General features: G+C 67.6%; 10 protein-coding genes. 5 read left to right on the top strand and 5 right to left on the bottom strand.

Features of this window, described 5'->3' with window-relative positions:
- Positions 1-625: 625 nt before the first annotated feature.
- The 3 genes from PJ259_RS09900 to PJ259_RS09890 form a co-directional block, all read right to left on the bottom strand.
- On the bottom strand, positions 626-5,758 hold the full coding sequence (locus PJ259_RS09900; protein WP_271655628.1) for a DUF4011 domain-containing protein: 5,133 nt from the start codon (positions 5,756-5,758) through the stop codon (positions 626-628).
- Between the two features lie 140 nt (positions 5,759-5,898).
- Positions 5,899-7,281, bottom strand: a complete 1,383-nt coding sequence (locus PJ259_RS09895; RefSeq protein ID WP_271655627.1) for a heavy metal sensor histidine kinase — start codon at positions 7,279-7,281, stop codon at positions 5,899-5,901.
- Complete coding sequence (locus PJ259_RS09890; RefSeq protein ID WP_271655626.1) at positions 7,278-7,949, bottom strand: heavy metal response regulator transcription factor; 672 nt, start codon at positions 7,947-7,949, stop codon at positions 7,278-7,280. The genes PJ259_RS09895 and PJ259_RS09890 overlap by 4 nt, the downstream gene beginning before the upstream one ends.
- 120 nt (positions 7,950-8,069) lie before the next feature.
- Between PJ259_RS09890 and PJ259_RS09885 the strand changes: the two genes are divergently transcribed.
- The 5 genes from PJ259_RS09885 to PJ259_RS09865 all read left to right on the top strand — a co-directional run bounded on the left by PJ259_RS09885 (position 8,070) and on the right by PJ259_RS09865 (position 12,017).
- Positions 8,070-8,681 carry a hypothetical protein gene (locus tag PJ259_RS09885; RefSeq protein WP_187980040.1) on the top strand — a complete coding sequence of 204 codons (612 nt, stop codon included), beginning with the start codon at positions 8,070-8,072 and terminating at the stop codon, positions 8,679-8,681.
- A 63-nt stretch (positions 8,682-8,744) separates the two neighbouring features.
- Entirely contained in the window at positions 8,745-9,371 is a 627-nt protein-coding gene (locus tag PJ259_RS09880; RefSeq protein ID WP_017640013.1) for a cytochrome b/b6 domain-containing protein, read from the top strand.
- Positions 9,358-10,113 carry a molybdopterin-dependent oxidoreductase gene (locus PJ259_RS09875; RefSeq protein ID WP_017640012.1) on the top strand — a complete coding sequence of 252 codons (756 nt, stop codon included), beginning with the start codon at positions 9,358-9,360 and terminating at the stop codon, positions 10,111-10,113. The genes PJ259_RS09880 and PJ259_RS09875 overlap by 14 nt, the downstream gene beginning before the upstream one ends.
- A 104-nt stretch (positions 10,114-10,217) precedes the next feature.
- Positions 10,218-11,099 (top strand): NAD(P)-dependent oxidoreductase, encoded by an 882-nt coding sequence (locus tag PJ259_RS09870; RefSeq protein WP_271655625.1) that lies wholly within the window; start codon positions 10,218-10,220, stop codon positions 11,097-11,099.
- A gap of 69 nt (positions 11,100-11,168) precedes the next feature.
- Positions 11,169-12,017, top strand: coding sequence for an AraC family transcriptional regulator (locus tag PJ259_RS09865; protein ID WP_271655624.1), 849 nt, complete (start codon positions 11,169-11,171; stop codon positions 12,015-12,017).
- On the opposite strand, the gene PJ259_RS09860 is transcribed toward PJ259_RS09865, so the two are convergent.
- Both PJ259_RS09860 and PJ259_RS09855 read right to left on the bottom strand, forming a co-directional pair.
- Complete coding sequence (locus tag PJ259_RS09860) at positions 11,985-12,572, bottom strand: LysE family translocator (protein WP_271655623.1); 588 nt, start codon at positions 12,570-12,572, stop codon at positions 11,985-11,987. The genes PJ259_RS09865 and PJ259_RS09860 overlap by 33 nt on opposite strands.
- Before the next feature lie 200 nt (positions 12,573-12,772).
- Positions 12,773-14,995: an ATP-binding protein gene (locus PJ259_RS09855; protein WP_271655622.1), complete on the bottom strand. Its 2,223-nt coding sequence runs from the start codon at positions 14,993-14,995 to the stop codon at positions 12,773-12,775.
- Positions 14,996-15,032 lie beyond the last annotated feature (37 nt).

Raw genomic sequence — 15,032 nt, 5'->3', positions numbered from 1 at the left:
GAGTGTTGGGCAAACCGCCGTAGGTTGGCGCTGAGCGCAGCGAAGCCCAACGGTGCCGAGGTCGAGCTCGGTTTGTTGGACTTCGGCGATGGAGCTGCCTCAGGCCAACTTACGCAGCAGGGATGCCGCCTGGGGTGGATAACGGCGGCGTCTTGCTCGCGTCCAGGTGCAGGGGGGGAACAGTGGAAAACGCGGCGCGGTTTTCCACGCTACGGACGCCCTGGCAGCGCGATACCAGGGGACAAGCCGCCATCCGCCCCCTCTCCCTCGGGGAGAGGGTTGGGGTGAGGGTCGCCCCCATCAACGGCGCCAGGGTAGAGCGCGGAACGTTGGACTTCGGCCATGGAGCCATCTCAAACCAGCTAAGCTCAACACTCCCACAACCTCAACCCATTGCCACCTTTGGCCATCGGCAGCCCTCACCCCGGCCCTCTCCCAGAGGGAGAGGGGGTGATTCGGTGTGAGCAGGTGTCTCGTAGGTTGGCGCTGAGCGCAGCGAAGCCCAACGGTGCCAAGGTCATGCCCGGATTGTTGGGCTTCGGCGATGGAGCCGCCTCAGCCCAACCTACGGCATGAGGTAAACCGCCGTAGGTTGGCGCTGAGCGCAGCGAAGCCCAACAGCCCCTCAATCCTTCGCCCGCGACTCTTCCAGCAGCCGCTCGATCTCGCCATGCAGGCGCTCGGTGGCACCGGCGCGGTCGATCCACCACTCGGTGGACCAGACGCGCAGCAGCGTCCAGCCCAGGCCTTCGAGGATGGCGCTGCGGGTCTTGTCGCGGTCGCGGGCGGTGGCGGCACTGTGATAGGTGGCGCCGTCGCATTCGATGCCGACGAGATAGTCGCCCGGCCGGTCGGGATGGACGATGCCCAGGTCGATACGGAAGCGCGAAACGCCGATCTGTGGCACCACCTGCCAGCCCTTGGCTTCCAGCGCCTGGGCCACGGCTTCCTCGAAGGGCGAGTCGTGCCCACCCAGGGAACCCTTGACCGCAGCCGCCAGGGCCTGGGGCCCCCGCTGCGCGAATTCCAGGAACAGCTTGAGATCCCGTACCGCGCGGGCGTTGGTGCGGTTGAGGTCGATCAGCCCCGGATCGAAGGAGGAGAACACCAGCATCTCCCGTCGCGCCCGGGTCACGGCCACGTTGAGGCGACGCCAGCCGCCGTCCTTGTTCAGCGGACCGAAGTTCATCGACATCGTATTGGCGCCCGGCTCGGTGGGGCCGAAGCCGATGCCGAGCATGATCAGATCGCGCTCGTCGCCCTGGACCGTTTCCAGGTTCTTCACCACCACCGGCTCGGCCAGGTCTTCGGCGAAGTGCGCCTCGATCTCCGGGTGCTGCTGGCGCGCGCGGTCGAGCAGGTCGGTGACCAGCCGCTGCTGTTCGCTGTTGAGGGTGATGATGCCCAGGCTGAGGCCGGCGAAGGCCGGATCGAGCAGGCGCTTGACCGCCTCGGCGACCATGGCCTGGGCCTCGATGGCATTGTGGCGGCCCTTGCCTTTGGCGTAGACGCCGTCGACCCGTCGCCATTCCACCGCGCTCGGGCGGATCTCCGGTGCGGGAAAGGTGATGAGCTTGCCGTCGTAATAGTGGTGGTTGGAAAAGGCGATCAGGCTCTCGTGGCGACTGCGGTAGTGCCAGTTGAGACTGTGGCTGTAGATGCCGGCGCCCAGGCATTCGTCGAGGATGCTTTCCAGGTCCTCGGCGGTGTCGTCCTCGCCAGCAGCGCGGTCGAAGAAGCGCGTTGGTGGCATCTGCCGGGGGTCGCCGGCGATCACCACCTGCACGCCACGGGCGATGGCGCCCACGGCGTCCCAGGGAGCGATCTGCGAGGCTTCGTCGAAGATCACCAAGTCGAACAGGCCGCCATCCGGAGGCAGGTACTGGGCGATGGACAGCGGGCTCATGAGCATGCAGGGCGCCAGCCGCGCCAGGGCGTCGCCCATTTCCAGGGCCAGCTGGCGCAGCGGCTTGTGCCGGCGCTGCTTCTGCAGTTCGTGCTTGAGCACGGCGAAGCCGCCGCCCTGGCGCGCCGCGTCGTTCTTCGGCGGCAGCCCATGGCAGAGCAGGGCGCGGATATGGCGCACAGCCAGATTCTGCAGCCGGTCGTCCAACCGGCGATAGGCCTGGATATCGCTCTCGTGCTCGGCCGGGACGAAATCGCGCAGCAGCGGCTCGGCGTCCAGGGCGGTGGCGGCGAACCAGCGGGCATAGGCAGTCTCGAACAGGGCCGGAAGGTCGTCGGCCGCGGCGGTCGTGGCACGGGCGATCAGCGCCGTCAGGCCCAGCGCCTCGGCTTCCTCGCGAACGCGTTGCCAATCGCACCAGGCCTTGAGCCGGCCCGGCTGACGCAGCAGCGCGGCGGCGGTGCGCACCAGCTCGGCGGCGGCGGTATCACCGGCCAGTCCCGCCTGCGCGGCGAATGCCTGGCGAGCGGCTTCGGCCGCATCCAGGGCCTCGGCGAAGGCACTGCTGGCCGGGGCCAGGGTGGTGTCCTCCGGCTGATCCTCGGGATGCTGCAACCGGCGCGCTGCCGCCTGGCGCAGGGCCAGCAGCTGCTCGGGTGTTTCCGCCAGGGTTGGCAGCGCGGTGCCGAGCCGCTCGGCCAGGGCACGACGGGCGAGCAGGGCATCGAGGTCGCTGGTGACGCCCTGCCAGCCGCTGATGCTGTCAAGGGTGGGCGCCAGATCGTCCAGCTCGGTGAGCAGGGTACGCTGACGGCGCAGCCGCGGCAGGTCGGCAGCCACATCGGGTTGGCCCTGGGTTTCGCCCTGGCGGGCGAGGTCCTGGGTAACCTGCCGCTGGGCGCGGCTGGCGAAGATCCAGAAGCGGCGGCCGGCGGCGTCCCAGGCGGTTTCCAGCTGGGTCAGGGCGACGCGGCGACAGGCTTCGGCGGCATAGGGTACCGACAGCTCGCGCTCCAGCGCCTGGTAGTCCGCCAGCAATTCCAGGGCGCGTCCCAGGTGACGCTGGCGCTCGGCGGCGCCAGGGCCGAAGGCGAAGGCCAGGTCCTGGCCGGCGGCGCTTCGCAGCAGTTCAGCGAAGTCCAGCAGGCGGCGGGGCGCCACCTGGTCGGCCAGCGGCAGGCCGAGGACGTCACGCAGGCGTTGCCGCGCCTGCTGGAGGTCGTGTTGGGTGTCGCGCAGGCGTTCGGCAGCGGTGACCAGGGCGTCCTGCCAGGCGTTGGACCAGGGATGCGCCGGCAAGAGGGCGAAATCCGCCGCCAGGCTGCGCCCGGTCTCGGCATGCAGGGCCAGGCGGCGTACCGCGGTGCGTAGTTCGGCCAGGGCCTCGGCGTCGTGGGCGTCGGCCTGGGACCATGCCAGGCGTGGGGTATCGGGGGCAGCGTCGCGCAGGACGCGGCCAATGCTCTGCTGCAGGGTCAGGCCATTGGGCCAGCGGCGGTGCAGGCGCTCCACCACGGCGTTGAGACGATCCCGCAGGCGCTCCACCTCGGCGGCCTCGACCAGCCATTCCTCTTCATCGAGGCCGTCGCGGGTGTCCCAGGCGCGCTCCAGCTGCTTGAGCACCTCGGCTTTGGAGGCCTTGCTCGAATGCAGTTCCAGGCAGAATTCGCCGAGCCCCTGGGCCTCCAGGCGGCGATACACCACGTCCAGGGCCGCACGCTTCTCGGCGACGAACAAGACCCGCCGGCCGAGCGCCAGATTGTGGGCGATCATGTTGGCGATGGTCTGGGACTTGCCAGTGCCGGGCGGGCCGTCGAGGACGAAATCCTGGCCGCTGGCCGAGGCCAGTACCGCCGCCAGTTGCGAAGAATCCGCCGGCAGCGGGGTGAAGAGTTCGGCCGGGGTCACTTGGCGATCCAGCTCGCGCTCGCGGGGAAAGCTGCCGCCGCTGAGGTAGGCGCCGGATTCGGTGGTGCGCTCCAGCAGGTGCCGCACCAGCGGGCTTTCCATCAGCTGGTCGCTACGCTCGGTGAGGTCCTTCCACATCAGGTACTTGGCGAAGGAGAACTGACCGAGCAGCAGCTCGCTGCTCACCTCGAAGCCGGGCAGGTCGCGCACCGCGCGGCGGACCTTGGTCCAGATCCCGTCCACGTCGATGCCGTTGCCATCCCCGGGCAGGGGGCCATCGAGCCCGGGAATATCCAGGTCGAAATCGTGGCGCAGCAGTTCCAGCAGGGTGAGATTGAAGCGCGGCTCGTCCTCGAACAGGTGCAAGGTGATGCCGCTGGCGGCGCTCTGCCGTTCCAGGCGCACCGGCAGCAGGATCAGCGGGGCACGGTAATGCTTGGGATCATCGGCGGCCTTTTTCCAGCGCAGGAAACCTAGCGCCAGGTAGAGGGTATTGGCACCGCCCTCGTCGAGGTCGCTGCGGGCGCGCCGATAGAGCTCTACCAGGCCCGCGTCCAGCTTGGTCGCATCCAGGGGGGCGACCACCTCGCCGCGGGCCAGGGCACCACGGGCGTACTCGTCTTGCAGATTCTCGTGTTCACGCGCCTCGTGCAGCACCGCGTCGCGACCGCTTACCGCCAGGTCCGGCAACGGCACCAGGCGCAGCGCCCGGCCCTCGGCCAGGCGATCTTCCAGCGCCGCCGGCTCGGGGCAGAGCAAGGGCACGCTGCGGGCGTTTTCCGGCACGTGCAGCAGGCGGTTGCGGGTGGTGAGGTCGAGCAGCTTGCGCTGCCAGAGCGCCAGGCGACCGACCGGGGTGGTGGGTGCGGCCTCGACGTCCACGTCGAAGGCTGGCAGCGGCGGGGCCTCTTCCAGGGCTTCGCCCGGCAGCAGCAGGCCGTCCAAGGGGGTGGCGAGTTGTCCGGGCACCGCCAGTGGGCGGATGCGTTGCAGGCGGGCGCGACGGATGTCCAGGGCCAGCACGAAACTGTCGTCGTCCAGCTGGCGCTCGGCCAGTTGCACCGCCTGGCTGAAGGACGGCGGCGGGGAGGCGGTGGCCTGGGTGGTCTCGAATACCAGCAGGTCCTTGAGCGCCACCCGCTTGCGCACCGGCTCGGCGTCGTCGGTGAGCAGCTGGGCGAATTCCTGGGGCTGCAGCCAGACCCCGGCGAAGGCATGACCGTGGGTGATCACCAGCAGCGGGTTGAGGCCCGCCTGTTCCAGGGCCGCGCAGGCGAGCAGGGCGAGATCCAGGCAGGTGGCCAGGCCACCGTCGAGGATGGCGCCGGGCGTGCGGATCTTCTGGCCCTGGCGCTCGAAGCTGGCCGGCGGCACTGCGTAGGTCAGCTGCAAGCCGCACAGGGCCGACCAGAGCGCCGAACTGAGCTCCCAGACCCGGCGGCGCGACTCCCCCTCGTAACCATCCAGCGCCGTGGACTTGCCGGCGCGACGCAGGACCTCGGCGGCAGCGCCCAGCAGGCGATCCACCGCCGGATCGTTGGGCATGACGAAGGCCGCCGCCAGTTCCGGCATGCTGTCCACGCCGCCCCACTGGTTGCGGGCCAGCAGCTCGACCGGATAGCGCCGCGTCTGCAGGATCTCGTCACCTTGGCGCACCGTGAAGGTCAGCTGGGCGACCAGGCTTTCCTGGAGGCTGCCGAGCAGAGCGGCGTCGAATTCGAGGTCGCGATCATCGAGATAGAGGGTGCCCTGGGGATCGAGGCGCTCCAGGTGCCAGGTGCGCGGCACCACGAAAGCCGGCTCGGCGGTCACCGTGAGGCTAAGGTCGGCCAGGGGTTCGGGGCCGCTGTGGGTGAGGCGCAATTCACGCAGCACGGGCACCGCGTTCTGGTGCGCCGCGAAGCCGATCTTGCCGGCCAGCACCAGTTCGACATCCACGCTCATCGCCTACCACCCTTGCTTATTGCCTAAGGTAGATGAATGTACAGTAGTGGGCGGGTCGATGCAGCCCATAGCCGTCCTGGGCAAGCGGAAAAAGTCCTTTGGTGACGGGCGGTTGCGTGGTTTGAGCGGCAGGTCGCGGTTCAGGCGGCCGGGGTCGGGAAGACCAGGCTGAAATGAATACCCCGCGCATCCTGCTCGACCTCGGCGCGCCCACCATGCAGACGCATGATCGCGGCGACGATGGCCAGGCCCAGGCCGTTGGAATCATGGGGCTGATGGCGGGACGGGTCGGCGCGGTAGAAGCGATCGAACAACCGTTGCAGGTGTTCCGGCGCCAGGGCAGGTCCCGCATTGCTGACGCGGATGCGCCCGCCGTCCGCCTGCAGCCGGATCTCGCCATCCGGCTCGGCGTAGCGGATGGCATTGGCCACCAGGTTGCTCAGGGCGCGGCGGAGCATGAGCGGATCGGCGATCACCTCACCGCCGCCTGCCACGACGAGGCGCAGGCCGCGCTCGTCGGCCGGGCCTTCGAAATAATCGGCGATGCGCGTCAGCTCCTCGGCCAGCTGCAGCGGTTGCGGCGTCAGTACCGCCTGGGCGTCATCGGCGCGGGCAAGGAAGAGGATGCTTTCCACCAGCCGCGAGATGCGCTCCAGCTCTTCCAGGTTGGAGGCCAGCAGCGTCTGGTATTCCTCGGTGCCACGCACCTGGCGCAGGGCGACCTCGGTATGGCCCATGAGGGCATTGATCGGGGTGCGGATCTCGTGGGCGAGGTCAGCGGAAAACTGCACCAGCCGACCATAGCCGTCGGCCAGCCGCGCCAGCATGGCGTTGTAGTTTTCCACCAGCGGTTGCAGCTCGCGCGGGGCATCGGCCAGTTCCAGGGGGGCGGCCAACCGGGTCGGAGTGATGCCACCGGCATGGCGGGCGATGCGCCGCAAGGGGGCCAGGCCCCGGCGCAGCAGCAGATAGCCGAGCCCGGCGGTAGCCAGGAAGGCCAGGGTCACGGCACCGAGCAGCCCCAGACGGAAATCGGCCAGGGTGGTGTCCTCGTTGCGCAGCACATGGGCGGCGGTCAGTTCCACCGGACCTTCGGGGGTGTTCACCGCGACCCGTGCCGCACGCCAGCGAGTACCGTCGGTCAGCCGCCCTTCGCGCAGATCGGCGCGGGTCGGCCGCCGGGTCTGGGGGATGACAGGAAGGTCAGGGAGGGCGATCTGCAGCGGGTTGGAGGCGATCACGGGCCTCGCGCCCGGCGTGCCGATGAGAAAGACATCCTGCTCGTTGCCCAGCATGTTGGCGAACAGCTGCGGACTGCGGCCCAGGGTCTCCAGGGACAGGTCGGCACTGAGCAGGCTGCGAAAGTGCGCCAGGCGACCGAGCAGGGCGTAGTCGGCGCGCTCCAGCACGGTACGTTCCAGGCTGTGGTAGAGAAAAATGCCCGCGCCGCCCACGGCGAGCAACGCCACCAGGGCGAAGCCGAGGGTGGCGCGCAGAATCAGCGAGGGTGAGCGGGCGCTCAAGGGCGGACCTCGCAGACGTAGCCAATACCGCGCACGGTATGGATCAGCTTGACCGGATAGTGGTTGTCGACCTTGGCGCGCAGCCGCTTGATGGCTACGTCCACCACGTTGGTGTCGCTGTCGAAGTTCATGTCCCAGACCTCGGCGGCGATCAGGGTGCGCGACAACACCTCGCCCTCGCGCCGCAGCAGCAAATGCAGCAGGGCGAACTCCTTGTTGGTCAGGACGATGAGGTCGTCGCCACGGGTCACCCGCCGCCGCAGCAGATCCAGCTGCAGATCGGCCAGGTGGAAGTGCTCGGGCTCGCGCACCACGCCGCGGCGCAGCAGGGTGCGGATGCGCAGCAGCAGCTCGACGAAGGAGAAAGGCTTGACCAGGTAGTCGTCGGCGCCGAGCTCCAGGCCGCGGATGCGATCCTGCAGGCCGTCGCGGGCGGTAAGGAAAAGCACCGGCACATCGTGCTTCTTGCGCAGCACTTCCATGATCTGCCAACCGTCGATGCCGGGCAGCATGACGTCGAGGATGACCAGGTCGTAGCGGCCGTCCAGCGCCAGGTGCAGGCCGTCGGCGCCGTGCTGGGTCCAGTCGACCGCGTAGCCGGATTCGCCGAGGCCCTTTTTCAGGTACTCGCCGGTCTTCTGGTCGTCTTCGATGAGGAGAATGTGCATGACGTCATGGTAGGGCCTTCGGTCGCTTCGCTGGGTGACATTTTTGTCATTCGCCGGTCATCTTGCTGACCCCCCACGCGTCGCACTGTGGCGGGGCGATTCCCTATCCCAGGAGGTTTCATGCGTACCCAGACTCTGCTCCGCGGTTCCCTTGCCCTGCTGCTCGCCAGCAGCGCCCTGCTGGCCCAGGCCGCGCCCATGCCCACCGTCAAGCCCATGCGTGGCACCGTGGACAGCGTCCAGGGCGACACCCTGGCCTACACCACCCGCAACGGTGCCCACCAGACCCTGATGCTGGATGACAAGACCAGCTACCGCGCCGTGTCCAAGGCCAACCTGGATCGCATCGAAGCCAACAGTTTCATCGGCTCCGCCGCCACCCCCCAACCCGATGGCACCCTCAAGGCGCTGGAGGTGACCGTGTTCGAGGCCAGCCTGCGCGGCTCCGGCGAAGGCCACTACGGCTGGGAAAACGCCGATGGCAGCACCGGCACCATGACCAACGGCACCGTGGGCGAACTCAAGAAGGCCAACGGCCGCACCCTGACCGTGCAGTACAAGGGCGGCGAGAAGCAGCTGGTGGTGCCGGAAGACGTGCCCATCGCCTATGTCGAGAAGGGCGACCGCAGCCTGCTCAAGCCCGGCGCCAAGGTGGTGCTGTTCCCCGCCGAAGACGGCAAGCACGCCAAGGGCGTGGCTGTCGGCAAGGACGGTTTCACCCCGCCCATGTAAGCCCCCCGCGGTCGCCTGGTTTGACGGCGACCGCCTCCATCTCGTGGTGAAGAGGGAAATGCCATGACCACCTCGCGACGGCGACTGGTGCACCGCTGGCCGGTACGCCTCACCCACTGGCTCAATGCCCTGGCGATGCCCTGCATGTTCATGAGCGGCTGGGCGATCTACAACGCTTCGCCGCTGTTCCCTTTCACCTTTCCCGCCTGGGCGACCCTGGGTGGTTGGCTAGGCGGCGCCATCGCCTGGCACCTGGCGGTCTTCTGGCTACTGCTGGCGAACGGCCTGATCTATCTGCTCTATGGCCTGTTCAGCGGCCACTTCCGGCGGGATTTCCTGCCGCTGTCACCGCGCGCCATTGGCCGTGATTTCGCCGCGGCCGTGCGCCTGCGTCTGGGGCATCACCTCGGCACCTACAACGCCGTGCAGCGACTGCTCTACTGGGGAGTACTGGCCCTCGGGGTGCTAGTGGTGCTCTCCGGCCTGGCGATCTGGAAACCGGTGCAATTGCAGGGGCTGGCGGCCCTGCTCGGCGGCTTCGACACTGCCCGCTACGTGCATTTCTTCGCCATGGCCGGCATCGGCGCCTTTGTCGTCGTACACCTGGCCCTGGTCATCCTGGTCCCCCGCACCCTGCCGCCGATGATCACCGGTCGGGCGCACGAGGAGGTTAACGATGAGTCGGCGTGAACGCCTGCGCCTGGAACCGGCGCAACAGCGGCAGGTGGAGAATCTGCAACGACGCCTGCTGCTCAAGCAGGGCCTGACGGTGGGCGCCCTGGCCATGCTCAGCGGCTGCAACCTGCAGGACGGCGACAGCGTCGACAAGGTGCTCTGGTCCATGTCGCGCTTCAACGACCGGGTGCAGGCCTGGCTGTTCGGTCGCGAACGCCTGGCGCCGACCTATGCCGCCAGCCAGATCACCGATCCCTTTCCCTTCAACGCCTTCTATCCCGAATACAACGTTCCGGAAGTCGACCTGAGCGATTACCGCCTGGAGGTCTCCGGCCTGGTCGCCAACAAACAGGCCTGGACCCTCGAAGACCTGCGCCGCCTGCCGCAGCGCGCCGACATCACCCGCTTCATCTGCATCGAGGGCTGGAGCGCCATCGGCCAGTGGGGTGGGGTGCCCCTGCGTACCTTCCTCGAACGCATCGGCGCCGACACCACGGCCAAGTACGTCGGCTTCAAGTGTGCCGACCGCTACTACTCCAGCATCGACATGGCTTCGGCGCTGCACCCCCAGACCCTGCTGGCGCTGGACTTCGGCCAGGTAGCGCTGCCGCCGGACTACGGCTATCCGCTGCGCCTGCGAGTGCCCACCAAGCTCGGTTTCAAGAATCCCAAGCACATCCAGGCGCTGTTCGTGACCAACGACTATCCTGGCGGGTACTGGGAAGATCAGGGCTACAACTGGTTCAGCGGGATCTAGAAGAGTCCCTCGTCCAGCGACGGTGCAGACTGGTCTCCAGGAGCGGAACCCCGGCCCGGAGGTAGAGTCGAGATACCACCATCCTCTACTGGGAGCTCCCCCTCATGTCCGCGCATCCCTCGATCGGTTTCATCGGCTTTGGCGCCATGGCCCAGCGCATGGGCGCCAACCTGCGCGAGGCCGGCTATCCGGTCCGCGCCTACGCCGAGCACCAGCAGGACGGCGAGCGCCACGGCACGCCCATGGAGCCGCTAGCAACGCTGCTGCCTCAAGCGGAAGTGGTGATCGTCTCCCTGCCCAACGACGCCGTTCTCGAACAGGTCCTGCTCGGCACCGACGGCGTCCTCGCCCGTCTGGAAAGCGGTCGCCTGCTGATCAACACCAGCACCAATTCGCCCGCACTGTCGCTGCGCCTGGAAGCCGCTGGTCGTGCCCGTGGCATCGCCGTGGTCGAGGCGCCGGTGTCCGGCAGCACGCCCGAGGCGGAACAGGCGCAACTGGTGGTCCTGGCCGGCGGCGAACCCGAGGCCGTGGAGCGTGCTCGGCCGATCCTCGAAACCCTGGGCAAGACCGTGCATCACGTCGGTCCGACCGGGCAGGGCGCGGCCATCAAGCTGGCCATCAACGGCCTGATGGGCGCGGGTCTCGCCGCCCTGGCCGAAGCCCTGGCCTATGCCACCCGCGCCGGTCTCGATGCCGAGGTGCTGTTCGAGGTGTTCGGTGATCTGGCAGTGCTCTCGCCCCACCACCAGCGCAAGCTGGCGGCCCTGCGCGAGGGCGACTTCGCGCCGCAATTCCCCGCCGCCCTGATGCACAAGGACATGGGCCTCCTGCTGGCCGAACTCAATGCCACCTTCCAGGGCGCACCGACCCTGGCCGCCGCGGCGCAGCAACTGGCGCTGGGTGCCGAGCTGCATCCCGACGCCGACTACGTCATCACGGCCGATGTCCTGCTGGAAGAGGCCGAGGACGCCGCCACGCGCTGACGCCTGGCTTTCGCCCTTCCGGGACGACGTCTAGACTGATCCGGTCCGTCGTCCCGGAATTCCCGCCGCATGACCGCTACCGGCACCGCCGTACCCCACTTCTGGCGTGATCCTGCGCTGCCCTTTCTCGAAGCCCGTTCCATCCAGGACGGTCGCGCGCTCTGCTATGCCCCTCATTCCCACGAGACCTTTTCCATCGGCACCGTGCTGGGTGGGCGCAGCCGCTATCACAATGGACCGACTCGCGAACTGGTAGGGGCGGGTACCCTGGTGCTGATGAATCCCGGCGACGTCCATGCCTGCAATCCCCAGGGCGAGGACGCCTGGCGCTATCGCATGCTGCATGTGGACGCTGGCTGGCTGGCCGAGCTACAGCGCCCGGGCGCCGAGGACTTCCAGCCGCTGGCCGTGCAGCTGTCCCAGGACGACCGGCTGTACGCCGGATTGGAGGCACTGCATGCCTGCCTGGTCGATCCCGATAGCCTTGCCCTGCAGCGCCAGAGCCAGGCGCTGCTGTATTTCGAATCCGTGCTGGCCCGACTGGGGCGCACGCCCATCTCCGCCGCGCTGGAGCGCGAGGATCGCCGCTTGCGCCGCGCGGCCGAGTTTCTCGATGCCCACTGCGGTGAGGGCGTCAGCCTGGACCAGCTGAGCCAGGTCGCGGATCTCTCGCCCACCCAGCTGATTCGCAGCTTCCGCCGGCGCTTTGGCCTGACCCCCCATGCCTATCTGATCGATCGCCGCATCCGCCTGGCGCGACAACGGCTGCGCCAGGGCGAGGAGCTGGCCGAGGTCGCCCTGGCCACTGGTTTCGCCGACCAGGCCCACCTGCAGCGCACCTTCAAGCGCCTGGTGGCGGCCACCCCTGGTCAGTACCGCGCCGCTTCAACCCTCCCACAGCAGGGAGGCGGCGCATAGCACCAGCAGCGCCGCAAGGACACGATTGAGCAGCCGCAGCCGCGCGGCCGTCAGGGATCGCCCTCGCAGCCATTCGCCCGCCACCGCCCAGCAGGCGAGCGAGGCGAAGCAGATCACCAGATAGAGGCCGGCGAACAGCGCCAGGCGTCCGCGATCCTCGCCAACGAACAGTGCCACGCCGGCGGCCGCGGCCAGCCAGGCCTTGGGATTGAGCCACTGCAGCAGGACGCCGTCGCGAAAGCCCGGGCACTGCCGCGTCTGTCCAACGCCCAAGTCGCCGGAGGCCCGCGCCAGCTTCCAGGCCAGGTACAGCAGGAAGAGCGCGCCGGCCACGCGCAAGACCCAGAGCAGCATCGGCCAGGTTTCCAGCACCTCATGCAGGCCAAGGCCGACCGCCACCAGCAACACCACGAAGCCCAGGGTGGCACCCGCAACGTGCCACAAGGCTGGACGCCAACCATGGGTAAGGCCGGTATTGAAGCCGACCAGGTTGACCGGGCCGGGCGAGAGAGAGGCGACCAGGGCAAAGGCGGCCATGGAGAGGATCAGGGTCATCTTGAGGTCTCGTCGATTGAGGAGACCTGACCCTAGCGAGCGTGACCGCCTGCCGTATTGAAGAAAATGACCTTCGATGCCGACGAAAGGTGGGAATTCAAGGCGTTTCGCTGACGTCCATTACAGCGAGCCTTGGCTCCCCCGGTGGTTTCAACGTCGCTGTCGGCCACCGGGGCTTTCCCTTTCTGTGTCCTGCCTCGCTAGGGCGCGACGGGCAGGGTGAACCTGAAGGTGCTGCCCTCGCCCAGGGCACTGACGACGCTCAGTTCGCCCCCATGGGCCTCGACGATGCCCTTGGCGATGTACAGGCCCAGGCCGTGGCCGGTGGGATTGTCTTCCTGAACGTGCCAGAACCGCTCGAAGACCCGCGCCTGCTGCGCCTGATTCATGCCGCGGCCATTGTCGGTCACGCTGATCTCGGCCAGGGTGCCGATGCGCTGCATGCTGAGCTGCACCAGGCCACCCGGCGCGGTGAACTTGATGGCATTGCCCAGCAGATTCATCAGTACCTGGAAAATGCGCTCGGCCTCCACCAGCACCTGGAGATCCGGGTCGACTGCATACTCCAGGCTGATGTTCTTGATCTCCGCCAGCGGACGCGACAGCAGGATGGGCTGAGCGCAGACGTCTGCCAGACGCGCGGGTTTCAGGTCCAGGGCGAGTCGATCCGATTCGATCTTCGACAGGTCCAGCAGATCGTTGATCAGGGCGTTCATGCGATTGGCGGCCGTCTCGATCACCTCCAGCGAACTGGGCAGACGATCATCGCCCAGCGCCAGCTTTTCCAGCATGCGGTGGATCATTCCCACCTTCATCAGGATGATGGTAATGGGGCTGCGCAGGTCATGGGAGACGGCCGCGACGATCTCGTCGCGCAGCCGCACCGCCTGGCGTTCACGCTCCACCTGACGCGCCAGATCCAGCTCGACCGCCGAGCGGCGCAAATCCTTGGCGGCGAACAGATCGGAAGGCCGCCAGCGCTCGGAGCGCAGCCGTACCAGTTCCTTCCAGGCATCGAAGGAGCGCCGTGGATGGGGATAGTTGAGGCCTGAGCCCGAGGCGGACGTCGTGGGTTCCAGCTTGGCAGGATTACCGCTCCAGACTACGGTGGTCACGATCTCGGGGCGGAACCAGAGCACCAGATTACGCACCGGCTTGGGCAGTGACAGCGCCAGCACACCACTGGCCCGGTCACTGTAGCGCCGTGCGTCCGGCAGTTCGTCGGTCAGGCAGCGGGTCGCATAGATGCCCGAGGCATCCATTTCCGCCGTGACCCAGGCCGCGAGCATGCGGATGTCTTCCGCACTCGGGCATTCACCCAGGGTGCAGAGTTCTTCCTCCACCAGGACCGCGGCACCGGTGGCATCCACCAGTTCCAGCAGATCCGTCGCCCGTTCGCAGAGACCGCTGAGCACCTCGCCCTTGCTGTCGCACATGCCCTGGATCAGCGCGGCCAATTGCGCTTCACGGGCGTCGATCTCGCGCTGGACCTGACGATTCTCCAGCGCACGGATCATCAGCGAGACCAGCACCCCTACCGAGCGGCAGGCCATGCGCGTGCGATAGGGAAGGTACAGGGGATCGCGGTGGCCACAGCTGATCAGGCCCCAGAGCTTGTCATCGCTGATCAGTGATACGCTCATGGACGCGCGCAGGCCCTGATTGCGCACGTACTGGCAATGGATGGGCGATACGCTGCGCAGCACGGCATGGGTCAGGTCGATGGGATCCTTGGTGGTGCCATGCAGGAAGGCCGGTATCAGCGGCACCGCCTCGTAATTGGCGTCTGGAATGTTGCGAATCCAGTTCTCGTGATAGAGGGCGCGTGCCTGAGCGGGAATGTCGGCAGCGGGGAAGTGCATGCCCAGATAGCTGTCGATGTCCTCGACGCGGCTCTCGGCCACCACCTGACCATCGCCACCGTCGTCGAAGCGATAGACCACCACCCGGTCGAAGCCGGTCAAGGCCCGCACTTCACGCACGGCGCCTTCGCACAGTTCCGGCAAGGTACGCGCCTGCTGCAGGCGCGCCAGGGCGCGGGCCAGGCCGGCCGGTTCGACGCCACCATGGTCGTCCGGCTCGAACTCCATGAAGACCAGGCCATGGCTGCGATGCAGGATCACATCCATGTCGCGGGTCGGGCGCGTCCAGGCCAGCGGGTTGACCTCTTCCAGATGCTCCAGGGTCAGGGCGTGCTGCACCTGTTCGAACAGCTCGGGCGGCAGGGTCTGCGCCAGAGGCTGAGTCAACAATTCGCTTTCCGCTTTGCCCAGCAGGTCGGTCAGGTTGCGACTGATGTGCTTGATCAGCTGTTCTCTTTCGTCGAACGCGAGGAGACAACCGTGCGCCTGGATAGCGCCTGGAATGCGGATCGGCTCGCTTTCGCAGCTTTGCAGCGACTGACCGGAAGGTGCAGCAATCATGCGACTGTCTCAAATGAACTCTTGAATAGGACCTTGT

This window comes from Pseudomonas sp. JBR1 (assembly GCF_028198185.1).
Taxonomy (GTDB): Bacteria; Pseudomonadota; Gammaproteobacteria; order Pseudomonadales; family Pseudomonadaceae; genus Chryseomonas; species Chryseomonas oryzihabitans_E.
The sequence above is the reverse complement of the archived record's forward strand: the minus strand, read 5'-3'. Positions and strand labels throughout refer to the sequence as shown.